This window comes from Devosia sp. 67-54 (assembly GCF_001899075.1).
Taxonomy (GTDB): domain Bacteria; phylum Pseudomonadota; class Alphaproteobacteria; order Rhizobiales; family Devosiaceae; genus Devosia_A.
This window is the reverse complement of record NZ_MKVA01000002.1, coordinates 149766-174725: the sequence shown is the minus strand read 5'-3', so window position 1 is coordinate 174725 and position 24960 is coordinate 149766. Positions and strand designations below refer to the sequence as shown.

The following is a 24960-nucleotide window of genomic DNA, read 5'->3' as shown; positions in this document are numbered from 1 at the left end:
GCCCGGCTACGGTCGTGACCGCCAGCCGCAGAAACTGCTCGTCGATATCGGAGAATGGCGGAGAGGGAGACCTACGGGCAGCACTCTGACAAGCTCTAGCAAGCTCTAAATTGACGAGTCCAATCAATATCTTAGCTCACCTACCCCTCTTACGCGCTCTAGCCCATTCCACTACAATCCGAGGTGCGACTTAGGGTCAAACTTAGGGTGAGTAGGAGTTAGGTCATGGCTAGATTGTCAAATCGGTTGACGGCGCGCGGCGTGCTGAACGCGAAGGCCGGCATGCACGCGGACGGCGAAGGGCTCTATCTGGTGGTCACGTCCACCGGCGCCAAGCGGTGGAGCTTTATCTTCTTCTGGCAAGGCAAGCGCACGGGCGACGTTTCCCTTGCCGAGGCTCGGGAGGCGGCCGGTGAGGCCCGGCGCTCGGTCCGTGACGGCATCAACCCAATCGAGGCGCGGAAAGCCTCCAAGGGCGCCGAGGAGGCCGCCACCTACACTTTCGGCACGTTCGCCGAGGAAGTGGTCAACTCCATCGAGTCCGGCTTCCGCAACGAGGTCCACAAGGCGCAATGGCGCACCTCGTTGTCGGTCCAGCGGGACGCAGAGACGGGCGAGTGGTCGGACACCGGCTATTGCATCTCGATCCGGGACAAGGCGCTCCCCGACATTGGCACCGACGAGGTGTTGGCAGTGCTCCGCCCCATTTGGGGCACCCTGCCCGAGACGGCGTCGCGCGTCCGGGGCCGTATCGAGCGGGTCCTTGATGCTGCTCGCGTCCGCGGCCTTCGTACCGGCGAGAATCCTGCCCGGTGGAAGGGCCACCTCGCCGCGCTGCTGTCCAAGCGCCAGAAGCTCACCCGCGGCCACCATCGGGCCTTGCCCTATGCCGAGGTGCCCGGCTTGGTCGCGCGGCTACACGGCCAGCCGTCGATGGCGGCGCTCGCCTTGGAGTGGACCATATTGGCCGCGAGCCGCACCACCGAGGCGCTTCACGCCCGGCTCCCGGAGATAGACCGCGAGGCGAAGGTATGGACGATCCCCGCGGCGCGCATGAAGGCCGGCCGCGAGCATCGGGCGCCGCTCACGGACCGCATGCTCGAAATCCTCGACCTCACCGCCGACGCTCGCGAGGCCATGGGCACGGACCTCCTCTTCCCCGGTGCCAAGGCGGACCGCCCGATGTCGGGCATGTCGATGACCATGCTGCTCCGCCGCCTCAAGGTGGACGTGACGGTCCATGGCTTCCGCTCATCGTTCCGCGATTGGGTGGGCGAGGAGACCGACTTCGCCAGCGAGATTGCCGAAGCTGCGCTCGCTCATGTGGTGGGCAACGCCACCGAGCGCGCCTATCGCCGCGGCGATGCCTTGGAGCGGCGGCGGCGTCTCATGGAAGCTTGGGCGGCCTACGTCCTGCCCAAGGGCGCCGTTGCCGATGACGAGCCCGAGGCAATCGCCGCCTAGACCACATTGTCAACTAGTTGTCAGAACGGCCCTCTACTGCTTCGACGTGGTGGAGGGCCAAAATGCTTCTGAGAGGACGTGGGACTCTAGACGCCGGGATATTCGTGGTGATTAAGGGAAGACGATGGTTTTCCAAGCGCGCCGTCCGGCGCCACCAAACCGGAGTCAAATCCATGCCCAAAGCCACTGGCGAAGAGTTGCTTCGCATTCACTCCGTCTCGAAGAAGACGGGCATTCCGACCTCCACTCTTTACGCCATGGTCGCCGCCGGCACGTTCCCCCGCCCCATCGGAATCAAGGGCATGCGCATCAAAGCTTGGCCGCTCTCCCGCGTGGAGAAGTGGATCGCGGAGCAGATGGCGGAGGAGGTGGGCTGATGAAGCGGGCCGATGCGGTGGCGCTCCGGCGCAGGCTCGCCCGGTGGCTCGCAACCACGCGCCGTGCGCAGTTCGACAGCCTTTGTGCGGGCGTCGTCGCGCGCACGGCGCGGCTCGGCGGCTATCTAGTTGTCCTTGAGGTGGGCTACCGGGCGCACGGCGTCTTGATCGTCGCCGACGCTGCGACCGGCGCGCTCGTGTTTGTGTCCGAATGGGCACCGACCGGCGAGGCTACGCCGATTGCGGAGCCCGCCACGATGGCGGCCATCGCTCGGGACCTTGGCGCCGTCGATGTCGGGCACACGGTGCACTGAATGGCACGCCACGACCCGCTCGCACTGCCCGCTTTGCCGCCGGCGCCGGCGGGCTTCCGGCTCCCCCATGTCTCGCGGTGGGATATGGAGATGGCGCGCGTGCCGATTTACGACCGCGGCAAGGGCGTGCCCCGAAACCTCACCGGTTTTTCCTCCCTATGGGTAGACCACGAGGGCGGGCTCCGGGCGGCCGCGCGCCGCATCCGGGCCCGCTACGAGCGGGCCGCCCCTGCCGCTGGCGTCGCCAATGAGTCCAAAGCCCTTGACCTCTTTGCGGTCGCCATGAGGGCATGGTGGGACCGCGATGGCTGGCCGAATGTGGACTTCGCTGCCACCTTGCCCCTTGCCCTCGGGCTCGGGTCTCGCGCGGAGAAGCTGAAAGCGGCATTGCAGGCCGGCCGTGTCCATCCCGCAGACCACATCTTCGATAAAGCTAGGGAGCGCGAGGCGGCGGCCAGCGTCGCCAGCGCCGTCGCGGCGAACCCCGCAAACGTGCCGAGGGAGGTCAAATGGGCGCTGCTACTGCTCATCGACGGACACGCCTGCCGAGGCACGCCGCCGCCGATAGAATGCCTGTTCGCCCTCGCCGGTGCCCTTGGCCTGCTGGACGGCAACGGCCATGGGCATGCCGGCCTATCGCTCGCTGGCGTCAAGGAACGCCGTGCTCTTATTGAGCGCGCTGCGGTCCGGGCATTCGCCATGGTGGACGACCAATTTGAATTTGACCCTCGGCGCATTCCCGACGAGCGGTCCGATACGGACTTTGAAGACTCGCCCCTCTTCTTGCTCGCCATCAACGACAACCTACGCCGGTTCGGTGAGCCTCCTATCGATGACGATGATGACGACCGGATGCAGTTTTTTGGGGACCTCTCCGCGGCCATCTCTTGAACCCTGCTAGACCCCGGACAACGCCCCCGCCGGGGCACCTTGAGCAGGAGTATCAGAATGGAATTCGCAAACCCGAAATCGACGCCTACCTGTTCGATCACGGCTTCATCGATGATCGCCTCGACATCATCGAAACACTGGCCGAACGCGGAGGGGCCGACGCGCAGACGCGCCTGATGCAGAATGACGCCCTAGTTGCAGCGAAGCAGCGCGCAGAAGCTGCCGAGGCCGCTTTCGTCCAAAGGGCCTTGACCTCGGGCTTGCCCGTTGTCAACGACCTCGCCGCCGCTGGCCCCGAAACCGAGGCCGAGGGTGGTTCTCTACTCGGCGGCGAACGGCGCCCCTATGTGCTGGAGTCCGACTACAAAAAGTTGCAACGCGCGACCGCCAAGGCCCGGAAGACCCTGACCGATTTCCAACAGAAGGCGCAGCCGGCGCCGGGCACAAAATCGTGGGCCGACGTAGCCGGTGAGGCCACGACGCTCGTCTCCAAACTCGCTATGGAAAACGTTGACATCGAGCCTTTTCAGTTCGCAGGCAAGCCGAGCCGCAAAAGTATGGCCGACGCCGCGAAGGTCGCGGAGGCCGCACACGCCCGCCGCAAGGCGGTCACCGAGGCGGTCGTGGACCGCGCGACCGCGGAGGCGATGCTCCGCGGCGCCATTCGGGCTGAGACTCCGCTCCATGTCAGCATCCAGAATTGCCACGTCGCCGGCGCACTTCGCCTCCCGCTCGTGGACCTCAAATGGGGCCCCGGCCGGAGTGAGCCGGCACCCGAAGACGTGGCGGCGATGTTCTTGTCTCTCCTCGGCGAGCGAATCGAAGACGACCTCTTCGAGCAACTAGACCGGCGATACACTGACTGTGAGCAGCGCGGCGTGCTGACACTCAGCGCGGCCGAGCGGCGAAGGGAGCTTGGCATTGCGCAGGCCGCCATCGACGCCGCCGAAGCGGAGGAGGCCGCTCATCTGATCGGCATCATCGAGCAGGACGACGTTCTTATTAGGCCGCCGGCGCGAATGAGCGCCAAGGCGCTACTCGGCATCGCGCCGTAGCGGCAAAACGAATTCGGCGGCGTCGTGACCCGCCGAAAGCGCGTCGCGGGGTCCTCCTCTTCCTTCTCCGCGGCGCGCAACCGGACCGACAATGGCGGGCAGCAGGGCGCCTTCTTCCTCGTCCTCGGGGAGCCAGTCGGGCCAGCGCACTAAGCGCCGGGGTGTCTGTAGATTGCCCCACCTCGGCGCTCCCTTTTTCTTCAACGCGCCACGGGCGCCAACGATGGAGACGAAAATGACAACCCCGACCTTGTACACCGAACACGATCGCGCCGCCGCCCTTAAGCGGCTCCGCGCAGAGTACGGCCACCCGCTTGCCGACGACCAGTTGACCGACCTGATCCCGCCGGCGAAGGGCGCCCCTCCCGCCGGTGGCAGCGCCGACGACGAGGACATTTCGGACTTGATTCCGAAGGCCCGGAGTCACACCGACATTTGGAAAAATTTCCACGCCTCGGCGCGGCGGAACAGCACCGCTGCCGTCACCGCGCTCGCCAAGCCCGGCAGCGCCGCATAAGGCGAAAGCAGTTTGACGAGCACGGCGTCGGACCCCGTGCTCATCATCGGCGGCGGGGGCTGCGTGACGGTCGTCCCCGCCGCTACCTTCGATTCAGACCAACTGAAACAGGATTCCATACGTATGATGAGGTAAGACCAAATGCCGATTTCCCCCAAGCGAGCGCCGCGGCGCACGATCAAGCCCGGCACCCGTGTCAGGGTGCTGCTCACGAAACCCGAAGCTGAAATGCTGTCCATTTCGAGCAATGCGCCGCCTTGGGAGGTCGATGACACCGGACAATTTGCAGTTGTCGTGGGCGGCGTCGTCGCTTGGGCCGAAGCGCCGTTGCGCCTTGTGGACATCGCGGTCGGCGGACAGGTACTTCACCTTCGATGGAATCGCATTCTTGCGGAGCGGCCGCGGGTGTCTCGGTGGAGCGATGGCGAGGACGCGTAGAAAGTCTACCCCTCTACCACACGTGCGGTGCGCGTGAGATTATGACCGGGAGGTCGCGGGATTGGGCTCGCGACATGAACACCATTCCGAGCGCCCAATCGCTCGGAGGCGCTGACCGCCCCTTGTTGTCCTCCGGTTCCAAGGGGCGGCGCGCCGACTACCGGAGGACCACCAAAAATGCATTCAGAAGACTCCCGGCCAGCCCCCGACAAATTTGCCTATCTTGAAGAGATGGTCACGCCCGGCGGCGGGCCACATCTTTTTGCCCTGTTAGAGCCTAAGCATATCAAGACGGCGGCCGGGCTCATGCTGCACGACCCGGCCCGCTTCTCCAAGTTGCGGGCCAAGCTCGGCGGCTTCACCGAGAAGGGCGAGTGGCTCAAGCAGGTCAAGGCCGTCGCCCGCAACTCTGTGCAGGACCGTGGCAGGGAGATTGCCGACGAGAAGCGCGGGGAGGCCTTGGACGCCGCCCGAGAGGCTGGCAAGCCGGTGCTCGATAAGGGGCGTCCGGTGGAGGCGGCGGAAGCATTTCGCGCTGCCGAGCGGCCGAACCTGCTGCACCTCGGTGAACACTTTCTCGACTATTTCGACGGCGCCTATGTTCCGGTTGAGGACCGGGAGATTACGGCCGCCCTGCAAGCCTTCATGCGCTCCGGCGTCGATTCAGAAACGGCCGAGCCCTACGTCGTAGGCCCGCGCGAGGTGGAGGGCGTCACCGAGGCCCTGCGCAACGATGCATTCGTCCACGCGGACCGCCACGACCCGCCATGCTGGCTCCGACCGGACGACCTAGACCCAGACCCTCGCATGGTCATCTCGGTCACCAATGGCTTGCTGGATATCCAGTCGGGCCAGTTGATGCGCCATACCCCGCGCTTTTTCACGCGCAATGCCTTGGGCTATGCCTATGACCCTGCGGCCACGGCGCCGATATGGGAGGCGTTCCTTGAGTCCATCTGGCCGGACGACGAGGGCGGCGCCGAGAACAAGGCCGCATTGCAAGAGGTCTTTGGATATTTGCTGACCAATGAAACGGGCTTCCAGAAAGTCTTCATGCTCATCGGAGCGCCGAATGCCGGCAAGGGTGTCATTGCCCGTGTCATAGAGATGCTTCTCGGCTCAGGCAATGTCGCCACCCAATCCGTGGTCAAGCTCGGCAAGGATTTCGGTCTCAAGATTCTCCTCGGCAAACAGGCGCTCATCGTGCCGGACCTCCGGCTCGGCAAGGGTATCGACCTCGCGCGCATCGTGGAGATGCTGTTGTCCATCTCCGGCGAAGACCGCGTGGCCGTAGGACGCAAGTTTGAGGACGATGTGAATCTCCGGCTCCACACGCGCATTGTACTTGTCGCCAACATGGAAATCATACTGCCGGACCACACCGGCGCTATGCGGCGGCGCCTGGTCCCGCTCGTCCTCCCAAAGTCGTTTGAGGGCAAGGAGGACATCCACCTCACCGAGAAGCTCGCGAGCGAGATGCCTGGCATTCTCAATTGGGCGCTTGAGGGCCTTCGCCGGCTTGACGCGCGGCGCGACCCCGTCACCGGACTCCAGAAGGGATTCGTGCTCACCACGGCGGGCGCCAAGATGGTCCAGTCCATCGCGCCGCGGCTCGCCGGTGCATACGTTCCTCCGTGAGGCGTGCGAGGTTAAGCCCGGTGTGAGCGTGCCGCGGAAGAGGTTGTTTGAGGCATATGAGCTTTGGTGCCATGAGGTGGGCGAGGAGTCGTTGCACGACGCGAAGTCATTTGGCCGCGCACTGCGCGACGCCTCCGGCTACGCCATAGGCGACGACGACGAGAAGGGATACCGCCCTCGCATGGCGGACGGGACTCGACCACGCCACTACGTTGGTGTCGCCTTGAAGCCGGAGTGGGCCTACGGCGGGCTATAGCCCGTGACCGGCATGGCGCCGGTGGTCCACATGGTCCACATAGCGAAACCACCATCTGGACCACGTTGTCGGCGTGACACGCCCAGAAATCGTGGGGTTTTCTTCCAAGTGGTCCACAAGGTCCACATGGTCCATATGTTTTTCGCTATTACGCATAAGGAACAGAGAGAGAAATCTCCTCGGTGATTCAAAACATGGATGGCTCTGTATGGGGCGATAGGGCTGATCTTATGGACCATGTGGACCTTGTGGACCACGCTGAGCGCCTCGTGGTCGACAACAACGAATTGGATGACACGGGCGGGACGATCGATGCTGCTCAGCTTCGCGCAGGTCACTCATTGCGTTGAAATGGAATTTCCATCTAATCGGTCGATGCGCCGCCGCGGTCATGAAAGGGCATGGTAGGTTCTTTCCGGCGGTCGCGATCATGAGGGGCGGCTACGCCGCATATTTCCCGCAGCTACGGAAAAAATTCCGCCCCTACAAACCGCAACCGCACGGTTGCCTATTGTCTAAAGCCCTGTCGGCCGTCCCGTGGCGTAGATTTCGCTTGCGGTATCATAGTTCCGCACCATGCCGCAGCCGAGCTTCGCGGCGTCTCGATTGAATCGTACCCCCCTGCCGCTCCGACGCGCCGTGTGGTTTGATGAAGTCCTCCCCCGAAATAGCGTTCTATGTGGAGGTTCCGCCATGCTCGAAAAGCCGTCGCCGCTCGACCCTTCCATCGTCAACGACCTCGTGAAGCGATGGCAGAACAACCGCGACGAGCGGGCGCGCGATGAGCTTGTCCGGCGCTTCATGCCCGTCATCAAATCCGCGGCCCGTTTTTGGGGCTCGCAATACCGTGCGGACCGCGACGACGCGGACCAGTTGGCGAGCCTTGGATTCCTGCGCGCCATCGAAACGTACGATCCGGCGAAGGGGTCGCTCGCGACCTATACATCGCAATGGGCGCGCGGCAAAATCAGCCTCGCCCGTGCTCGAACTTTGATGATTAGCGTCCCCGCGCACACGCTCGACCATGGCAGCAGGGTCGCCCGCGCAAGCTTCAAGCTGCGCCGGCGCCTCGGGCGAAACCCGACAGAGCAGGAACTGGCGAGCGCGACCGGCCTTTCCGCCCGCGCCGTTAAGACCGCATGCGGCGTAAGCACGCTTCGCGGTCGCATGGTGAGCATCAGCGCCCCGATCAGCAACCGCGAGGGCAGCTTGACCCTTGGCGATGTGATCGAAGCCGACGAGGGCGAGCGACCGGACGTCATCGTTGCCAATGCCATCGACGCCGCGGCGGCGCGCGAGGCCATCGACGCCGCGGTGGCGACCTTCGTGCCGCGCCACCGCGAGGTCGTCCGCTTGCGCCTGATCGATGGGCTCACGCTTGAGGAAGCTGGCGACCGCATGGGCGTTACGCGGGAGCGTGTCCGGCAGATCGAGATGACAGCGGCGCGCAGGCTCCGGACTGCCTTGGCCAATCACCCCGCCGTCCTCGGTATACTCGGTCGCACGCCCTTACTGGAGGAGCGCGACGACGAGGACGACAGCGCGCTGCTCAGCGCAAAGGACCTCCGGGCGCGCACCGGGCTGGCGGCCGCCGACTTGACCGAGAGGATATCACGCGGCGAATTCCCGCCCCATGCCCTGCGCGATCGCCGCGGGCAGCGGCTATGGCGCGAGTCGGCGGTGGAACGCTGGCAGGCGTAGCAGTGCGTAACCCGGTCGCCTGCGAGCCAAGGCCCTCAGTCCATCTCGGGTACGTCGCCCGCCTGATAAAGCACTTCCGGCGGGCCGTATTCGCCCTCGGCGACGTTGGCATCTCGCGCCCACGCCACGACACCGGCATGGGCGTGCGACAGCATCCGCGCCGCGGCGATGGCCCTGCGCTCGTCGGGCATTTCCCGCGGCTCGAATGCCGGCCGCAACGTCCCCCCGTCGTCGCGATCGAAGGCGACGAGGACGACGAGCCGGGCCGCAAGCTTAGGCACCGGCAGTTGGCCGCCCGGCGTCATGCGGATCACGGTGGCCGGCATCAGCGCCTCGCGTCGTCGCGGACTGGATAGAATTCGTCGTCGCCATCGTGAAGCTCGTGCCGGTAGAGCAACCCGAGCGAGGCGGCCTCGTGATAGGCCTCCGTCTCTTCAAGCTCCATCGCCTCGCGCTCGGCCGCCGATGCCTCCGTCCATTCCGGCCGCGCCGCTTGCGGTGCACCGACGAGGAGCCGCGCCATCGACGGCCGGTCACAGTGCTCAAGGGCGAAGCTGTCGCCGAGCCGGACGGTGGCGCGAGGGCTCAGATAGTGGACGGCGGCGTCGCGCTCGTCGGCATAGAGCGCAAGGGAATCGGCGTCCCGCTCGCTCGACAAGAACATAGTCTGAAACGCCGCTCTAAATGACTGGCACTCGGGCGAGTCGACACCTCGCGCGAACGCGATCCGCGACCATGGCATGGCGCGTGCTCCTTGTGGTGGTCGCCGAGGCGGGGCCACTACCCGTCGCGGCTTGTGTTCCTGTTTTGTTCTATGCCACGTTCCGGGTCTCAACGCAATGCCGAGCCACCGCCATGCCCGCCCGCACCGTCGCCGATTTCGCCGCCAGCGGGCTCCCGGTGTCGCTTTCCTGCTCGGCGTGCGGTCGAGTCCAGGTCCCGCCGCCGGACGTGCTGGACGCCGCCTTCGGGCCCGACTTCGACCTTGTGGCGCACCACCGCGAAGTCAGCCGGCGCCTATGCTGCGCAGCGTGCGGCGAGCCGCGCCCGGCCGTCCTGCTCGACGCGGCGGCAGTGGCCGAGCCCGTGGCCGATCCGGCGCGGCGGCGGGCGTAGGATGTGCGACCTCGCCGCCGACTTGCTCGCGCTCCTCGGGGAGCCGTCCCGCGAGGCCTACGCGCCGCCGTTCCCTTGCTCGAAGTGTGGGACCGCGGACCACATGAAGGTGTCCATGCACTCGCCGAGCATCGGCGACTATGGGGCGCTCGTCGTCCGCAGGCCGGGACCGGTGATTCGAAAGCAGACATGGAAGACGGTGAAGCTTGGGGATTGATTCCCCGTTGCTGCGAGCCAAGCAGGCACGATACTGTGCCAGAGGGGGACTCAAATCAGATGAAACGACTCTTGGTCTTTGCTGTATTTTGCTCGTCGTTGAGCACCGTTGCCTACTCATTCGAGTATGCGGGCTTTCGTTCGGGCATGTCTGTTGCAGAAGCAGCGGTGGCAGGCGCCCAAAGCGGCCACCCAATTTTCCCGATCAAGAACAAGCCGGACTACTTTTGGATCGGTCAACCTCCCGATGCCAATGGAACGATCCTATTTTGCGGCGATAAGCTAGCGTCGCTTAGTCTCAATATCGCGGGCGGCTTGGATGCCTACGCATCCACCACTCAAAGCTTCCTAGCTCAGTATGGCCAACCCGCAGCGCAGGCCCAATCGGGCTACACGGAGTCCGGGTTGCTTTCCAATTTGCAGCTTCGATGGCAACTGGATAGCGGCGAAGACGTGACGCTTTCACTGACGAGTTTTCAGTCTGGCGCGCCTTACTCCGCCGTGAGTTACGGTGCGACAAAAAGTTATTGCTAGTAGATCATTGTTCTACGAGGGACTGCGATGGCAGCCGACGATTACCTGAAAGGCATTTTGCTGCGCGAGTCCGTGGATACTCGCGCGGAATCTCCCGTGCGCGCAGTCCAAGGTCAGCTAATGCCGGCCTTGAACCATTGGGCCGGCGAGTATCTTCGTAGCGTATCGCCTAGCGGCTCGTTTGCCAAAGGAACCGCAAACAAGAGCGGGACGGACATAGACCTCTTTATCTCGCTCCACTCCCACACCCCCGGAACGCTGAATAACATTTACGACACGCTGGCCCAGAAGATGACGGCGATTGGGCTCGCTCCTCGCAAGCAGAACGTCTCGATAAGTGTCAGGGTCGGTAATGTTGACGTGGACCTAGTACCCGCGAGGCGCCAAGACAACGTTGGGGAGGATCATAGCCTCTATAAGCGCCGAGGCGACACGTGGATGAAAACCAACGTCGCGACACGTGTCGCCCTCGTTAGGAATGGAGGGCGCACCGCTGAGACGCGCATCTTGAAACTCTGGCGCAATCAAAAGGGGCTCGACTTCCTTTCGTTCTACCTTGAGTTGACCACGATAGAGGCTCTCAGGGGCAAGGGACCAGGCACCCTATCCGCTAACGTTTGGACGGTGTTTTCCTATCTTCGCGACAACATCCTAAGCGCGAGAGTAGTTGATCCGGCGAATACCAATAACGTCATCTCCGACGATCTTGCCGTGGACGAAAAACGCGCGATCAAGCGAGCCGTCGAGGCCGCGTTAGCCGCCAAGGATTGGGGTGAGATTGTTCGATGAGCGACTGGTCCCTCCAAACACTTCTAGCGGCGCTTCACGACGACATAGAAGAACGCCGTTCTAGAGCCCGAAAAGTTTTCAGCCATCCGACCGTTAAGGGTGATGCGAGCGAGGGTGTATGGCGCGACCTTCTGAGTAGCTACCTCCCCAAGCGCTATGAGGTGGCGACCGCGCACGTGGTCGATAGTGAGGGCACGTTTAGCGACCAAATCGACGTGGTGGTTTTCGACCGCCAGTATTCGCCCTTCGTCTTTCACTACGAGGGACAGGCCATCATCCCGGCCGAGAGCGTTTATGCGGTGTTCGAAGCAAAGCAGAGCTTGAACGCCGGACAGGTGGAATACGCCCACAAGAAGGTCGCAAGCGTTCGCGTCCTGCACCGGACAAGCTTGCCGATTCCTACCGCAAATGGTCTGGCCCCAGCCAAGCCGCTACACCGAATTGTGGGCGGGTTGCTCACGTTCGATTCCGATTGGAAGCCGGCGCTCGGCGATCCGTTCGCGGCAGCGCTCGCAATGGGTGACGAGACTAGTAAGCTCGACATTGGGTGCTGCGCTGCCGCCGGGACGTTCTGGCACGATGATGTGGGCGCGCTTGTGATGACCGAAGGTGGAAAGCCAGCAACCGGGTTCCTCCTTGAGCTTATCGCGCGCTTGCAGGGGTTGGCGACGGTGCCAATGATCGATGTGCGAGCCTACGCCGCTTGGCTGGCAAAGTAGAAGAGCGGTCTAGCTTGCTCGTTTCTGCCTGCCTTGAGCCTTCTGCGGTGTCGCTGCCTTCGGGCTTGGTGCGAGTCGCGCACGCTCGGCCGCCAGCCACGCCACGAACGCCTCTTGGCCGGCCGCCTTTGTGGCGTTGTCAGCAAACACGATGGCGCTGTTAAAGTTTGACGGGACCGCCTTGGCCAATCGGGTGGCTCGGCGGTTATCCAACGCTCGGCCCCGTGGAGCGCTTCGGCTACGTTTCCCTCCCTCGTTGAGGCCGAGGACCCGATAAGTCGGTCCAGCGTTCTTGATCCCATAGAGGAGCTTGCCGAGTGGGCCGGTAACCCGCACGCCGTTGTGCGTGTAGTGTTCGGCCCAGTCGGGGCCAGATAGGTGGAACTGGCGGTGGCCAAGCTCGGGCGCGACGCCGAACACCTTGCCTAGGATCGCGATCATGTCCTTCGCGGACCAGCCGGCCGGCATCTCGATAGCGCCGTGGAAGTGAAGCTTGCCCGCCGTGGCTGCGCGGTTGCCGGTGTTGTTGGACGACACCGTGTCAAAGATGAAAATCCGGCGGCCATTAAGGCCTTGATCGTGGCATCGGCGGTTGATCGCACCCTTGATGTTGGTCGGCCCGATTTCGGCCATAACGCGGCGGCTGAGATGGCCGTCCACGAACACCGCGCGAGGCCCGCAGTCGGCGAATAGGCGGGCCATGCAAAAGGCCTCCCGAACCACGTCGTTCTGCCGCTTCCAATCCGTGCGACCTAAGTCCTTGATCGAGATGGCGCCCCCGAGGAATAGCCGGACGGCGTCTAGCTGCACCGGCGTGATCGTCATGGATGGCTGGGTGATACTAAAGCTGGAACGGTTATCGCGGTCGCAGGCGTAAGGGGCTGCGACATAAGGGAATTTCGGCTTCGGCTGATATTGATCTTTCCCAAAAAACGTCCCGACGATGTTCACGGCGAACAAAGCGCCCACGAGCGCACCCAAACCGTTGGAAACCAAGGGTGGCGGATCAATGGCAGACAGGGGGTTTCGCACAGCCCATTGCCGGTTTGTTCGCGTTATGTCGCGTGTGGCGCCCGGTCCCGGCGACGACAAGCCTTCGGGGACGGTTAACAGGCTCCCGGCCGCCGATCTTAGGGTCAAACTTAGGGGCATACCCCACGGCCGAGGCCGAACAGCTAACGAAATCAACGACTTATAAAAGCGGAATGGCGGGCCGTGCGGGAACCTGATGGGCACGACTTTTACTCTATAGCCCTCCCCATCGACCCGTGAAATGAGTTGCGAACCTGATGAAAACGAAAGGAAGTTTTGCCTTCCGTACGGCAATTGGCAGTTTCGGCAGCGAATACGCGGCGAGCACATAGCCAACACGGCAAGGGATATCAGAACTTCCACCACGTAGCGAACGCACTCGGTGTGCGGCGTCGGACTAACCGACATCTCCGATCAGAGCCAGGCAGAGGCCGCCGTTCAGGCACGGTATGCAGACCGCTACCTTTCCGGACAAAGAAAATGGGTTCCCTCTTGGGCGCCCTCTTCACTCTGTGGATAGGCCTTCGATGAGTGCCGGGAGATACTTCCCCGCCTGGTCGCGATCGCTATTCTTCTCCTTCTCAGATAGCTCTGCATATATCAGTCATTCCAAGCCCCACTTCCTCGCACCAGCTCTGGTTTGTTGATTACATTTCTCGACGAGAACCCGAGAATAGTCCTTCGGTGGAACAATTGAACAGGTGAACTCGCCTGGCCCGACCCGTTCAAAAATAACAACTGCCGGCCTCGGCACGTCACGCAGCGGCCGCAATCTGACGCGATGTGTATTGTTCTCGAAATGAGTGAGATGGACGCGAATATCCTCTGCCGGAAAATGAAAGAGGACTTCCTTAGTTTGTGCGGGGCCAACACCAAAATAGGCCGACAGCGTCGCCACCGGTAACTGGATTTGATACCCCATAACGCTTGCATCAGGCGCTCCCGTCTCTCCGGCCAGTATCTGAAGATAGAGCCTTCGGGGAGGCTTGCTAAGCGGGTCAAGCTTACGCAAGACCGAATCCCTCTTTCGAGGATTTTCAATGTCGAGAACCTTTGCGAATAGCGGCTTCGGAGCGGCTTTTGCCCCGACTGAGAACGGAGGCTTCGCTGGCTCACCAGATTCAGATTTGGCGCCGCCGTCTTCGTCTCCTTCCTGATCCAGCCGGCTTTGCGCCTTCATCGCGCGAACGAACGAAATATCGGCCTCGACAGCAGTTCCTTTCACATAGTTCCAAACCCCTTCAAGGTCGTTCGCGATCCTGGAGGCTCTGGGCACCTCAATCATTGTGCCCAGCTCTATGTTCCGGCTCAAACCCGCACCGGTCAGATTGGCCGATCCAACGATTGCCTTGAGATAGTCATCCCCTTCAAAGAGCATAAGCTTGGGGTGAAATACAGCGTTTCGATACTTGTCTTCAAACGCCCCGCAGTACACTTTCCCCGGATAGATTTCCTTGAGATACAGCCCGTAGAGAAAGCTGTCAGGGGACGTGACATCGTTATCGAAGCCGTATGCAGTTTCCAAGACGCCGCCGGCCCGCAGAAACTGTTCGAGTTGTTCGGAGATAAGACCCAGTCCGTCCCACCGCGCATAGGCAACCGCGAAGCACGCTTTCTTCAGTCTGCCTGCCGCCAGGATTTCGTTGATTTGCGAATAGAACCGGGCCTTTCCTTCATAGGTCTGGCTTACTACCCTGAGTTTTCCGCCCTTTTTTTCCATGAAGTCTCACGCAACCATATCGGTTTCGGTACTACCGGCCGCAAGCGCGCTCAAATATGCGAGGCACAAATCGCAGGAGCGGTATTGACCGCCGTACAACTCCTTTTCCTGCCGCTCGACAATTGGAAAGGTAGAGTAGATATACCGGACATCGTCGCGGCCCGATATACCGTACAGATGGAAGAAGATGGCATCGAGCTTAGCGCGAAGCCTAAGCCGCCGTTCTTCGTCCCATTCGAACGGCGGGAGGACATTTCCAGCATGATCTGTGTAGCCTAGGTCACGCGCGAACGGAGCCATGTCCTGAGCAGTGTATGTGAGCTCCAAAACAATATCGCGCAGGAGTTCAGCGGCCGATCTCGACCCAAATATTGTTTGGTGGAAACGCTCGGGGGGAATCACCGGAAGCTGTTCGACAATGAATAGATTCAGAGTCTGTCCTTGAATCTTTTGTCTTGTAACATAATCGAAGGGTATCGAATTCAGATTTGCAGCAAGCAGCCACTCTTCCTTGGTCTCATCTTCGCGCAACAGCAGTGGCACTTTGTTGCCGAAAGCGACTGTTGGCAACAGAGCTGCGATAAATGTTCGTACGTTCGTCGGCGCGGTAATTTCCTTGAACCCGAGAACCCACCCCCGTTCGGCGGGCCATTTGCACTCTTCCTCCAATACCCAGAACTGCGGATCAGGAAGCCACGACGGGTCGCGATGTTGCTCCAATGTTGCGGGTTCTGGTTGCGCGGGGCGGTGCTGGTTTTCCGGATTGACGACTACGCTTGCGGCCCGGTGATCGAAGGCCTGAATCATCTTGCCTTCATAAAGTGGAACCCAATCTCCCTTCGGGCTACCATAGCGATTTCCCCCTTTATGCCAGCCTCCTTCATGTTCCTCCAATTCCTGTCGCGTCCGGAAAAGCCCGGAGTCATTGGTCATATGAAACATCGTGGAGTATTTCACCGGCCACGCCTTGATCTCCTCGTCATCTGACCGGTCAGACAGGATTTTTCCGCTGGAATAGATTGCTGTTGTCAGATCCGCATCACGGCGTGAGCGGAATATCGGCGCAGTACCTGTGTTGGGATTTACCCGCGAGAAATCTTCGGCGGTGAGCGGGAAACGCTGTTCAGGGTCGTTTAGTTCGTCGACACTTTGCAGGAAGAAGGCACACATTGCCGCTTCGGCCATCGGTGACGGGCTTGCGACAAACACGCAGAATTTGAAACGACTATCGACATCGGGGAAGAACGGAGGAGCATTGTAGCGCGTACGCCGGTTCTCGAAATCATACAGCGCCTTCAGCCGACCTTGTGTCGAAACGCCTTTGAAAAAGGTCGATGACGTTTTGTCTGATGCGATACCGGACGGCGTGAGCAGGCCAACCATGCCGTCCCGCTTGACCAGCGCCATGGCGCGCTCAACGAAGAGCGAATAGATATTCACGTCGCCGCCTGATAGCAGCGGGTAATCGCCGCCAGACCGGGCCATGCGCGTTGCCGCTTCGGCCCGCTCATTCGCCTTCCTGAAATCGCCGGAAAGCGGATCGCTACTCCGTTCCAACTCGTCGACCATACGCTTGCGATCGGCCGCCTTCTGCGCCAACGCAATCTCACGTTTGCGTGCAGCAAACCACTCGACTTGCTGGAGCTTCAAGCGGTCCCACGGCGGATTGCCGATGATGGCATCGAAGCCGCCGGACAGGCCTTCGGTTTCCCAGTCAGTCCACACGCCCGGAAACGCGACCTGCCAGTTCATGAAGCGCTCTTCGGCTACCAGTTCGCGCGCCACGTTCAGGATTTCGAGGAAACGGCGGCCGTAGTCATCGCGCACTTGCGGCTCACGCTTGCCGAGCGCTATCTCGAATGGATCTCCGAAGGAACCGTCGAAGTAGCCCTGAATGGCCTTAGCGTTGTCCTTCCCTTTCAGGTCTTGCCATTCGATGGCGTGTAGCAGCGATAGGAACGCATTGAGTGGCGCCGTCATCACCTGAACGCCTTCAAAGATTTCCTGCGAACGGTGCGCTTCCGCGATTTCCGCATCCGGCAGGCCCTCGATGGTCTGCATCGACGCGGCCGAACCGAGCGCGGTTTTTATCGGCTCGTGCACGAGAAGCGGACTGCCATAGGCCGTCGCTTTTTCGATGCCCGTCTTCACCCAGGAGCCGAAGAGGCTGTCGCCGCAGCGGAGATGATGGTCGAGGAAGGAGAGCGGCGCGCCGACCGTAAAGCTATGCAGCCAAAGAGCGACTTTGGCCAACTCGACCGCCATCTGGTTCTTGTCAACGCCATAAACACAGCGCTTCAAGACCATGCGGCGGATGATGTGCCGGTCATCGAGCTGCTCGGGATCAACCGTCCAGCTCTGCTCTTCGGCGTTGCCGAGGATTGTGTTGCGGATGCCTTCAATGCGGTCGGCAAGCGGAGAGATATAGTCCGACCACTCGACCATGGTTTCAGTTTCCGCCATGGCGGTAATGACCTGGTCGGCCATGTAGTCGACAAGGCTGACAAGAAAGTGTCCCGAGCCCATGGCCGGATCGCAGATTTTGAGATCGAGCAGCCTTTCCGCAGGATCGAGGCGCCTTAGAATCCCGAGCTTGCGTCCTTCGTCCAGATCGGAGGAAGCGAGTTCTTCGGCCTTGCTCCTGAACGCGGCAAGGCGCGCTTCGATCAGCGGTTCAAGCGTTTCACGGATGATGAGATTGACGAGGTCGTCGGGCGTATAATAGCTGCCCGAACCCTTGCGCGCGAAGATGTTCGGGCGGATATCGACAACTGCACCTTCCCTGACGACTTCGTGTTCGAGAAGCCGTTCGTAGATCGAGCCGAGCTGCTGCACACTCAAGTCGCGATAGTTGATGTATTTGCGCGTGTCGTCGGCCCGCTCGAAAGAGAGTTTGTCGATCACTTCCGCCATGACGGCGTCGGAGAGGCGCACCTGCCGCAGAAGCGGCGTCCGTTCGGGGTCGAACAGCCCGCCATTGTATGGCGGCAAACCGATCGAGGTGTCGCCTTCGTCGATGGCGCGGCACAGATCATCAAGGACAGACCAGTACCGTGCCGCAGTGTTCGAGAACGCATCGCCCTTGTCCTTGCGGTCGCCAACATCAAGCCGAACGCGGTCACGCAGGCCGTAATTGTCGTAACGGCGGTCATTGACCGGCAGGAGGTCACGGTCTTCTGCATAGAGGATGAAGAGCAGCCTATAGAGAAGGATCAACGCCGCTTCGCGCACATCCTGGAGTGGCGCTTCCGGCGCCTTGTCTGCAACCGATCGCGCTAGCAGCGGGTAGAGCTTGTCGAATACGAGGTCCGAAAGGTCGGAGGCAACACGTTCTTCATAGAACTTGCCTTCTTCGAGGGCACGGACGTGGAAGGTGCGCGGATCGGTAGCGGAAGGCAGAAACGCTTCCCTGCGAAATACCAGCGCGAAGACGCGCAAGGCATGGCGTCGCTGCTCGTCATTCAGCTTGAACAGGCCATCGCCATGGCCGGCGATTCCCAGGACGGCCGCAAGGTCGAGTTCGAAGAACTGTTCGGACACGGAGCGCGCACCGGAATAGTACAGCCGCCACCTATCGCCATTCGTCAGGATGCCCCAACGCAAATTGCCGGTGGTCAGGTCATCAACACGTCGCAGATAACGGAGCATCTGCGTTGACGGAGCCAGTTCCTCGCCCCGCTTGCCAGACTGCCGATCAAGTGGCCGGCGCCAGCGTTTGGACTCCACGATCGCGAGGCCGAACTGGTACCGCTTGTACTCTTCCGGGAAGCGGTCGGCCTGCGTCTTTATGTCGGCATCGGCGAACAGCAGGCCGTCCGGCACGTCGTCTCGTCCCTTCACGGTCAGGTTTTGCTGGCGCATCGCCTGGTCCCAGCCCAGCCGTCGCAAGACAGGCCAGATCAGATCATCTTCGGTACGGGTTTCATTAGGCGACTGGCCGACCGGGAAGGCAGCGAACACGGCAGCCAAGTTTGCGGCCAGCGCATCGATCTCATCGTCACTGATGCTTTTCCAGTCGGCGTTACTGACAATCGACTGTGTCAGAAAATCGCTCGTAAAAAGACTTCCCTGGAATACGTTCTCTACCATAATCTTACTTTATGCATCCGCCAAGACCAGTTGGTCTGATGTTTTCGATCATACCTATTAACTTTCACTGGCTGGAATTTCACTTGCGATATGCGGAGCGCCTATCCTAGTCGTGCGTACGACTCCTGCGAATACCATAATTAAATGATGACAACGGAAGTCCTTAGGATAGGGTTTTCCGGTTGGAACGGAGCGAACATGCATAGAAGCGCGACCTGGCCGTTCGGCGTAGCGCACAGGGATTTCAAGCTCGCACCCCAAGCGAGTCGAGAGGCCGTTAAACGCATCCTCCGCATCGCCGCTCAGCAAATACCCTAGCATGGCGCCGGATGGTGAGAACGGAGCGTAGCGGCACGTGAGGAACTGCTCATTCACATCGTTTACATAGGCCGCCAAGGTACGCGGTGTCTCCAACACCTTCGCCTCCAATGGCCACATGATGCGCGAATCCGCGCGGAACACGAAGGCGATGTCATATTGCGGTGGCTGTGCCGGCGGAGGTTGCATGGTTTCCCGCTCGTGTGGCCCGTGTTGTACGGTGAAGGGCTCATAGCCAGACATGCCGTCCTGAATGCAGGATTCGAGGCGCTCGGTGATGTTTCGTTCGAGGTCCCTGCCGTCGAATGCTGGCCGCTCCCGCGCAAGCTCGTCGAAACCCTCCCAGACACGTTGCAGCAGCACATCTTCGCTGTCGCGTAGCCAGATCGATGCACCAGCAACAAAGGCGGCGTCTATCGGTGGCTGCGGTCGGCCATTCCACTGTGCGCCATCAGTCATTGAACGCTTCACTCGACCGTGCAGCCGCCAGCATCTGGAACAAATCGGCTGAGACTTCGTCCGCATCATTGAGCGCTGCCGACCGCGTCCAATACCGCATAGCGTCAGGCTTCATCATAAAGATCGTTGGGCTAGCAGCGTGGCCATCATAAACCCGAGCGATAAGGCCAGCGGCCGTCTTGCGCGAGCCGGCGACGCGATACCGCTCGGCCATACGCTGCATTTCAGCGACTAAAGTGGGGGCCTCCACCTGCATTAAAGACGGCTCGCCGCTATCCGTGTCGACGAGCTCAAACGATACAAGCCGGAACGGCAGAGTTTCGGACGCGGGAGGGCAGAAAATTCTCGCCTGGACGCCCTTTTTTGCACCGAAGCCTGCCTTAAGCACTCGCGTGAAATAGAGTGCATAGTCCGTCAGCACCGGCTCGCTTTCCGCAGGCGATGTGAACAATGACGCTGTACTCCGACGAGTGGGGCGTAGGCCAGGTCGATCAAAAACGCTGCGGAAATCGGCGATGTGGATATCTACCATATCCTCGATAAGCACCCGTTCGGCGTCCTTCAAAGCGAAGGCGTCGAAGACCTCAGAATCGAAATCGTCCGACCCTCGGATGCAGTCGAGATTGCCGCTACGAGGCGGCAGCGGCACGTTGAGCAGTTCGCCCACAGTGGTCTCTGGACGGTAGCTTGCCATTCGTCCGCTGGTGAGCTGTAGGAAGTAAACCGCCAGCTTACTGTTATAAGTTATACAGGCAGAGGCCAGCGTGTCGGTGTCCGAGGTAACCGTAACATAGCTCTGCGTGCAGAGTAGACCGTCCGGCTCCGCCGAGCGCACCAACCGTGCTTGAAACCGACCGGCTTTGAGTTGCCATCCTTGCTTGATCAGCAACTGCGGTAAAGCGAAGGCCGCGAAGTTGGTCGATGCCTTGCCGTCCGCCATGATAACATCATGTACCTCTGGGACGTTCTCGGCATCGAGAAAGACGCCTGAATCCGACGGAAATCGATTAGCGGAAAAAAGGCGGCGACCGACTAGGTGCGGGAAAGGTTTAGTCCGATCACCAAAAATAATGCCTTCACGCGTCCGTGCCACGCCCTCCGCAATACGCTGGGCGAGCGTCGGCCCCTTCCGCAGCTTGCGAAGCAACGTGATGTCACGCGGGGTACCCCACATCAGCGCTGTCCACACGAAGGGTTCCGACGCAGCTTCGGATGCACCGATCCAGCGATAGTCGCTAGGCTCCACCGAGATCGCAAATCCCTCGACAGGCTCCGGCGGCGCCTTGGGACTGACATACGCTATACGGGCATCAGGTGCGGGCGGCGCCGGACGTAACACCACCACACAGGAAGGCGACACCGAGACCTTTCGGGTATGGCGCTTGCGGACGAACATCCTGAAGCGCAGCGCTGACAGATTGAATATCGCATCGACGGTGTGACTTGAGAACAGCTTCTGTCGAAACCGTACCGCCGGCTCGGCACCGTTGAACAGCAGTGATGCAGCGGACTGGATCAACGACAAGCGGCCTGAGGGCTTAAGCAGCGCGGCGCCTTTAGCGAGGAACAGGCAGCCGATATCCTTGTTAGCAACTGACCAAGGATGGCGTTTATCCGCACTCCATTCGCGCGCGCTCTCGGTCAGCAGGTTCTTACCCCACGGAGCGTTGCCGATGATCAGGTCGTAGCGCTTGGCGTAGGCGTCGTCAGTGTCCGAGGGAGTGACGAAGCCTGGCCCCTCTTTGAAAAAGTCCGAACAAACCAACCGACTCCCCCGCATCGGGGGAAAATGCACCTCTGTCCAATAGCGACGCGGCTCAATCTCGTCGCACATTGCCAAGTAGAGGCTAAAGCACGCGACCCGCACAGCATGCTGATCCTTGTCGACGCCCAGCAAGTTCTCCGTGAGCATCCGCCGCATCACATCAGCCGAGATGGCCTGACCGGAATGAGCTCTCTTCCAGCGATGCACGAGGCGCTGGAATGCCTTTACGAGGAAGATTCCTGAGCCGCACGCCGGGTCGAGAATCTGAAGGTCCCACGCATCCGCATTCCAAGGCAGCACTTGGTCAAGTACGAAGTCCACGAGGTGTGGAGGGGTATAGAAGATACCTTCATCCGACGCACGCTCGGTCACGAATGTCTCGTAGATGCTGCTGATAAACTCGAGCGGGATCACATCGAACGAGTAGAGCGGCCATAGGCACATCTGCCCCGATGCCAAAATTACATCGCCGCGCAGAAAATCGGCGAGCAGGCGCAAATGCGCCGGCGTGACTAGGGCGCGCTCGGCCCGCCATCCAGCGGCGCGCTCCTTCGGCGTTGCCCCTTTGCCTGGGAATAGATCGCCGTTGAAGCGTACGTTCAGCCAGTCGAAAAGCCTATAGGTGTCCTCGTAATCGTCGAGAATCTCGGGAAGAGTACGATAGTCGCGGGACAGCACATCGTCAGCACGGAATTCGGCAAGCTTGGCGTCGTCGAGAGCTGCGGCTCCATTCGTGTCACGACGATCGAACAGGAACTGCACAAAGATCACCCGCGCTAGCAGGTCGTGGCTGACATCGTCGTCCGTCAGCCCCGCTCCCCGCAGTTGCTCGCGCATATCGCTCAGGTTCTGCAGGAGCATCTGGTCCGCTCGCCCATTGCGGTCGAAGCGCTCGGCGTGAGTTGCGAGGAAGTGGCCAGAGACGAGATTAAGCCAGTGCAGTGCGCGCGCCGCGCGTGCCTGCAGTTCACCTGTCGGAGAGATGACCAACTCCGACGCATCGACTTGATGAACGAGGTGCCGCTCGACCGGGGAATCGCTGACCGGCGCCTCGCAGCAGCTCCACACGCGCAGTAGATGCGGCTCGATCGTAATGAGCACCGGGCTGTGCGAAAAATTCCAAGCCAGTCGATGGAGTTCTCGCAAAAAGGCATCCGAGGCCTTGCTCGCGAATTCTACAACTAGCCCAAGTGGTGCCTCGGTCGCATCGCTGGTCGGATCAATCGACAATACGCCGATCCGGCATCGCTGGTCAGGTGCCAGTCGGTCTAGGGCGCGACCAATCTTGTTATTGGCGAGTTCGACGAAGGTAGCCGGCCCCGCACCTGTTGGCGCAAGTACCTCCGACTCCTCCGGCCAGCCCAGTGCATGGGCGGCCACACCCAGTGTCAAGGATTGAGCGTCGGTCACGTGCCCAAGTCCATTTGTTCTTGCGGGTCGCCGCCGAAGCGGCCGGGCGCGCCACGGCCTCGCGAACGCTTGGTGATCGGCCCTGCGCGCGCAATCGCAGCCTCAAACGGAATCCTATGGCTCTTGAGTTCGCTCAAGAGCGCTGCGATCAGGGCAAGATGCCCCGGCACCTCACCAGAACTGGCGTAGTTCGATATCGAATTAGGCCGCATTCCAACAAGCGTCGCAAAGGCGCGAATGCTCAAGGACGCGCGATCAAGCTCCGCGATGAAATCACCATAGGTCATAGGCGTCACCTTGAAGCACACAGTTTACTGTGCAAGTGCACATAAAATACTGTGTTGTCAAGGGGCGCGATGCCTTGAGCGGCGCCTGCCGTCGTGTGCCGGAACCAAAGGGATCGTAGTGTGTGATCGGCGGTTGTAGCAAAGGGCTATACTGCTTGGTTGGGCGTGCGAGAACCACGCCTCATAGCGCAAGTGCCTATCTAGTTGATAAATAAAGATATAGCCGGTCAGTTTGTGCGGCAATCGGCGGCGTTTGGCGGAGAGGGAGGGATTCGAACCCCCGGTGGAGTTGCCCCCACGCCGCATTTCGAGTGCGGTGCATTCGACCACTCTGCCACCTCTCCGCGAGATGGAAGGCCGCGCGCGGCCAGTCGACACGCGGCGGCTTATGGCATAGCGGGGAGGGACCTGCAACCGTCCGCGCGAGCCGTCCCCGGCCATGTCCGACCTGCTGTTCGTCTATGGCACGCTGCGCGATCCGGACCTGCTCGCCGGCGTGCTGAACCGGCCGCTGCGCGCCGACCGCATGCTGGCCGCCACCGCGCCTGGCTTTGCCGCGCTGCACTATCCGGGCCGGCTCTATCCGGCGCTCGTGCGCGCCCCCGGCGCCGCCGCGGAGGGGCTGGTGCTGACCGACCTCACCGCCTTCGAGCACGATCTGCTCGATGCCTTCGAGGGCGCCGAATACCGCCGTGGCGTCGTGCCCGTGATGATCGATGAAGAGCTGCACGAGGCGGCGGCCTATCTGCCCGCCATCGCCGTGCCGGCCGACGCGCTGCCGTGGACGCTCGCCGCCTGGCAGCGGCACCATAAGCCGCGCGTGCTCGGGTCCGAACGGGCCGGCGCCGACGAAATCCGCCGCCGGCTGATCTCGGTGCGCCCCAACTGACCGCGATATAACCAGCGATCCAGCGCGCGGGCGGCCCGCACTATCGTGTGAACGGCAGGATGAATCGGCCGCGTGGCGCATTAGCCAGATGCAGCCTCGAGCCCCGGAGGGATCATGTTCAACCGCCGCGCCGTCATCCTCGGACTTGCCGCCCTGCCCGCCCTCGCCGGCGCCGCCCGCGCCCTCGGCGCCGCGCCGCCGCCACCCGATACGCTCGCCACCTCCATCGGCGACGTCACCATCCAGCCGCTCAACCACGCCACCTTGCTGCTGCGCCAGGGCAGCCACGTGCTCTACATCGATCCCGCCAAGGTCGATTTCACCGGCCAGCCCGCCCCCACGGCCATCCTCATCACCCACGAGCACGCCGACCATTTCGATCCCGGCAATCTGGCCAAGATCGCCGGCAAGGCGCAGATCGTCGCCCCGCAATCGGTGGCCGACAAGAGTCCCGCCGCCCTCGAGGGGCAGGTGACGGTGATGCACAATGGCGACACCGGCAGCGTCGACGGCCTGCCGGTCACGGCAATCGCCGCCTACAACACCTCGCCCGACAGGCAGCAATATCATCCAAAGGGGCGCGACAACGGCTATGTCGTGAGCTTCGGCGACAAGCGCATCTACATCGCCGGCGACACCGAGCCGACCCCGGAAGTGCTGGCGCTGACCGGCATCGACATCGCCTTCCTGCCCATGAACCAGCCCTTCACCATGACGCCGGAACAGGCGGCCGAAGCGGTCAGGGCCTTCCGGCCCAGGGTGGTCTATCCCTACCATTACAAGGGCACCGACCCGCAGCAATTCGCCGACCTCGTGGGCGGCGCCGCCGAGGTGCGGCTGCGCGACTGGTACATGTGAGAGAGAGGGTGAAATGGTGAATGGAAAGCAGTTGACCGCTACCCGCTCCCCAGCCCCTCACCATTCACCATTCACCATTCACCACCCGCTTCTCCTTGACTCCCCGCC

Annotated in this window: 23 protein-coding genes and 1 tRNA gene; 15 read left to right on the top strand and 9 right to left on the bottom strand. The window is 61.6% G+C overall.

The window, feature by feature from the left end; all coding sequences use genetic code 11:
• Positions 1-225 precede the first annotated feature (225 nt).
• The 9 genes from BGO82_RS01595 (at position 226) to BGO82_RS01555 (ending at position 8651) form a co-directional block, all read left to right on the top strand.
• A complete protein-coding gene (locus BGO82_RS01595) occupies positions 226-1464 on the top strand; it encodes a site-specific integrase (protein ID WP_291303793.1) in 1239 nt (412 codons plus the stop codon).
• A gap of 173 nt (positions 1465-1637) precedes the next feature.
• A complete protein-coding gene (locus BGO82_RS01590) occupies positions 1638-1841 on the top strand; it encodes an AlpA family phage regulatory protein (protein WP_291303792.1) in 204 nt (67 codons plus the stop codon).
• Positions 1841-2155 (top strand): hypothetical protein, encoded by a 315-nt coding sequence (locus BGO82_RS01585; RefSeq protein WP_291303791.1) that lies wholly within the window; start codon positions 1841-1843, stop codon positions 2153-2155. The genes BGO82_RS01590 and BGO82_RS01585 overlap by 1 nt, the downstream gene beginning before the upstream one ends.
• The gene (locus BGO82_RS01580; RefSeq protein ID WP_291303790.1) at positions 2156-3046 is read left to right on the top strand and encodes a hypothetical protein; all 891 of its coding nucleotides are present in this window, start codon (positions 2156-2158) and stop codon (positions 3044-3046) included.
• Positions 3043-4101: a hypothetical protein gene (locus BGO82_RS01575; RefSeq protein WP_291303789.1), complete on the top strand. Its 1059-nt coding sequence runs from the start codon at positions 3043-3045 to the stop codon at positions 4099-4101. The genes BGO82_RS01580 and BGO82_RS01575 overlap by 4 nt, the downstream gene beginning before the upstream one ends.
• Before the next feature lie 235 nt (positions 4102-4336).
• Positions 4337-4618: a hypothetical protein gene (locus BGO82_RS01570; protein WP_291303788.1), complete on the top strand. Its 282-nt coding sequence runs from the start codon at positions 4337-4339 to the stop codon at positions 4616-4618.
• Between the two features lie 141 nt (positions 4619-4759).
• Entirely contained in the window at positions 4760-5056 is a 297-nt protein-coding gene (locus BGO82_RS01565) for a hypothetical protein (protein ID WP_291303787.1), read from the top strand.
• Positions 5057-5233: 177 nt separating this feature from the next.
• On the top strand, positions 5234-6694 hold the full coding sequence (locus BGO82_RS01560; protein WP_291303786.1) for a phage/plasmid primase, P4 family: 1461 nt from the start codon (positions 5234-5236) through the stop codon (positions 6692-6694).
• 949 nt (positions 6695-7643) lie between these two features.
• Complete coding sequence (locus BGO82_RS01555) at positions 7644-8651, top strand: sigma-70 family RNA polymerase sigma factor (protein ID WP_291303785.1); 1008 nt, start codon at positions 7644-7646, stop codon at positions 8649-8651.
• Positions 8652-8686: 35 nt separating this feature from the next.
• Here BGO82_RS01555 and BGO82_RS01550 read toward each other — a convergent pair whose 3' ends face one another.
• Both BGO82_RS01550 and BGO82_RS01545 read right to left on the bottom strand, forming a co-directional pair.
• Positions 8687-8977, bottom strand: a complete 291-nt coding sequence (locus BGO82_RS01550) for a hypothetical protein (RefSeq protein ID WP_291303784.1) — start codon at positions 8975-8977, stop codon at positions 8687-8689.
• Positions 8977-9393 (bottom strand): hypothetical protein, encoded by a 417-nt coding sequence (locus tag BGO82_RS01545; protein ID WP_291303783.1) that lies wholly within the window; start codon positions 9391-9393, stop codon positions 8977-8979. The genes BGO82_RS01550 and BGO82_RS01545 overlap by 1 nt, the downstream gene beginning before the upstream one ends.
• A gap of 113 nt (positions 9394-9506) precedes the next feature.
• Here BGO82_RS01545 and BGO82_RS01540 point away from each other — a divergent pair, with 113 nt between their 5' ends.
• The 4 genes from BGO82_RS01540 to BGO82_RS01525 all read left to right on the top strand — a co-directional run bounded on the left by BGO82_RS01540 (position 9507) and on the right by BGO82_RS01525 (position 12025).
• Positions 9507-9767 carry a hypothetical protein gene (locus BGO82_RS01540; RefSeq protein ID WP_291303782.1) on the top strand — a complete coding sequence of 87 codons (261 nt, stop codon included), beginning with the start codon at positions 9507-9509 and terminating at the stop codon, positions 9765-9767.
• 276 nt (positions 9768-10043) lie between these two features.
• Positions 10044-10517, top strand: coding sequence for a hypothetical protein (locus BGO82_RS01535; protein WP_291303781.1), 474 nt, complete (start codon positions 10044-10046; stop codon positions 10515-10517).
• A gap of 27 nt (positions 10518-10544) precedes the next feature.
• Positions 10545-11306 carry a nucleotidyltransferase gene (locus tag BGO82_RS01530; RefSeq protein WP_291303780.1) on the top strand — a complete coding sequence of 254 codons (762 nt, stop codon included), beginning with the start codon at positions 10545-10547 and terminating at the stop codon, positions 11304-11306.
• Entirely contained in the window at positions 11303-12025 is a 723-nt protein-coding gene (locus tag BGO82_RS01525) for a DUF6602 domain-containing protein (RefSeq protein ID WP_291303779.1), read from the top strand. The genes BGO82_RS01530 and BGO82_RS01525 overlap by 4 nt, the downstream gene beginning before the upstream one ends.
• Positions 12026-12034: 9 nt before the next feature.
• On the opposite strand, the gene BGO82_RS01520 is transcribed toward BGO82_RS01525, so the two are convergent.
• The 7 genes from BGO82_RS01520 to BGO82_RS01490 all read right to left on the bottom strand — a co-directional run bounded on the left by BGO82_RS01520 (position 12035) and on the right by BGO82_RS01490 (position 23449).
• On the bottom strand, positions 12035-13021 hold the full coding sequence (locus BGO82_RS01520) for a hypothetical protein (protein ID WP_291303778.1): 987 nt from the start codon (positions 13019-13021) through the stop codon (positions 12035-12037).
• 640 nt (positions 13022-13661) lie between these two features.
• Complete coding sequence (locus BGO82_RS01515) at positions 13662-14777, bottom strand: phospholipase D family protein (RefSeq protein WP_291303777.1); 1116 nt, start codon at positions 14775-14777, stop codon at positions 13662-13664.
• A 6-nt stretch (positions 14778-14783) separates the two neighbouring features.
• Positions 14784-18866: a hypothetical protein gene (locus tag BGO82_RS01510; protein WP_291303776.1), complete on the bottom strand. Its 4083-nt coding sequence runs from the start codon at positions 18864-18866 to the stop codon at positions 14784-14786.
• A gap of 57 nt (positions 18867-18923) precedes the next feature.
• Positions 18924-19643 carry a hypothetical protein gene (locus tag BGO82_RS01505; RefSeq protein ID WP_291303775.1) on the bottom strand — a complete coding sequence of 240 codons (720 nt, stop codon included), beginning with the start codon at positions 19641-19643 and terminating at the stop codon, positions 18924-18926.
• Positions 19636-22818: an N-6 DNA methylase gene (locus BGO82_RS01500; RefSeq protein ID WP_291303774.1), complete on the bottom strand. Its 3183-nt coding sequence runs from the start codon at positions 22816-22818 to the stop codon at positions 19636-19638. Before BGO82_RS01500 ends, BGO82_RS01505 begins: the two co-directional genes overlap by 8 nt.
• Positions 22815-23105 carry an XRE family transcriptional regulator gene (locus tag BGO82_RS01495; protein WP_291303773.1) on the bottom strand — a complete coding sequence of 97 codons (291 nt, stop codon included), beginning with the start codon at positions 23103-23105 and terminating at the stop codon, positions 22815-22817. The genes BGO82_RS01500 and BGO82_RS01495 overlap by 4 nt, the downstream gene beginning before the upstream one ends.
• Positions 23106-23359: 254 nt before the next feature.
• A tRNA-Ser gene (locus BGO82_RS01490) sits at positions 23360-23449 on the bottom strand.
• A gap of 95 nt (positions 23450-23544) precedes the next feature.
• Between BGO82_RS01490 and BGO82_RS01485 the strand changes: the two genes are divergently transcribed.
• On the top strand, positions 23545-23994 hold the full coding sequence (locus tag BGO82_RS01485) for a gamma-glutamylcyclotransferase family protein (RefSeq protein WP_291303772.1): 450 nt from the start codon (positions 23545-23547) through the stop codon (positions 23992-23994).
• A gap of 114 nt (positions 23995-24108) precedes the next feature.
• Positions 24109-24852, top strand: coding sequence for an MBL fold metallo-hydrolase (locus BGO82_RS01480; RefSeq protein ID WP_291303771.1), 744 nt, complete (start codon positions 24109-24111; stop codon positions 24850-24852).
• Positions 24853-24960 lie beyond the last annotated feature (108 nt).

Excerpts from the sequence above, each read along its gene's own strand:
- BGO82_RS01480 (WP_291303771.1), top strand. The coding sequence starts at position 24,109 with ATGTTCAACCGCCGCGCCGTCATCCTCGGACTTGCCGCCCTGCCCGCC.
- BGO82_RS01485 (WP_291303772.1), top strand. The coding sequence starts at position 23,545 with ATGTCCGACCTGCTGTTCGTCTATGGCACGCTGCGCGATCCGGACCTG.
- BGO82_RS01535 (WP_291303781.1), top strand. The coding sequence starts at position 10,044 with ATGAAACGACTCTTGGTCTTTGCTGTATTTTGCTCGTCGTTGAGCACC.
- BGO82_RS01505 (WP_291303775.1), bottom strand. The coding sequence starts at position 19,643 with ATGACTGATGGCGCACAGTGGAATGGCCGACCGCAGCCACCGATAGAC.
- BGO82_RS01580 (WP_291303790.1), top strand. The coding sequence starts at position 2,156 with ATGGCACGCCACGACCCGCTCGCACTGCCCGCTTTGCCGCCGGCGCCG.
- BGO82_RS01560 (WP_291303786.1), top strand. The coding sequence starts at position 5,234 with ATGCATTCAGAAGACTCCCGGCCAGCCCCCGACAAATTTGCCTATCTT.
- BGO82_RS01595 (WP_291303793.1), top strand. The coding sequence starts at position 226 with ATGGCTAGATTGTCAAATCGGTTGACGGCGCGCGGCGTGCTGAACGCG.
- BGO82_RS01495 (WP_291303773.1), bottom strand. The coding sequence starts at position 23,105 with ATGACCTATGGTGATTTCATCGCGGAGCTTGATCGCGCGTCCTTGAGC.
- BGO82_RS01530 (WP_291303780.1), top strand. The coding sequence starts at position 10,545 with ATGGCAGCCGACGATTACCTGAAAGGCATTTTGCTGCGCGAGTCCGTG.
- BGO82_RS01585 (WP_291303791.1), top strand. The coding sequence starts at position 1,841 with ATGAAGCGGGCCGATGCGGTGGCGCTCCGGCGCAGGCTCGCCCGGTGG.
- BGO82_RS01555 (WP_291303785.1), top strand. The coding sequence starts at position 7,644 with ATGCTCGAAAAGCCGTCGCCGCTCGACCCTTCCATCGTCAACGACCTC.
- BGO82_RS01515 (WP_291303777.1), bottom strand. The coding sequence starts at position 14,777 with ATGGAAAAAAAGGGCGGAAAACTCAGGGTAGTAAGCCAGACCTATGAA.
- BGO82_RS01510 (WP_291303776.1), bottom strand. The coding sequence starts at position 18,866 with ATGGTAGAGAACGTATTCCAGGGAAGTCTTTTTACGAGCGATTTTCTG.
- BGO82_RS01550 (WP_291303784.1), bottom strand. The coding sequence starts at position 8,977 with ATGCCGGCCACCGTGATCCGCATGACGCCGGGCGGCCAACTGCCGGTG.
- BGO82_RS01565 (WP_291303787.1), top strand. The coding sequence starts at position 4,760 with ATGCCGATTTCCCCCAAGCGAGCGCCGCGGCGCACGATCAAGCCCGGC.
- BGO82_RS01545 (WP_291303783.1), bottom strand. The coding sequence starts at position 9,393 with ATGCCATGGTCGCGGATCGCGTTCGCGCGAGGTGTCGACTCGCCCGAG.
- BGO82_RS01590 (WP_291303792.1), top strand. The coding sequence starts at position 1,638 with ATGCCCAAAGCCACTGGCGAAGAGTTGCTTCGCATTCACTCCGTCTCG.
- BGO82_RS01525 (WP_291303779.1), top strand. The coding sequence starts at position 11,303 with ATGAGCGACTGGTCCCTCCAAACACTTCTAGCGGCGCTTCACGACGAC.
- BGO82_RS01570 (WP_291303788.1), top strand. The coding sequence starts at position 4,337 with ATGACAACCCCGACCTTGTACACCGAACACGATCGCGCCGCCGCCCTT.
- BGO82_RS01540 (WP_291303782.1), top strand. The coding sequence starts at position 9,507 with ATGCCCGCCCGCACCGTCGCCGATTTCGCCGCCAGCGGGCTCCCGGTG.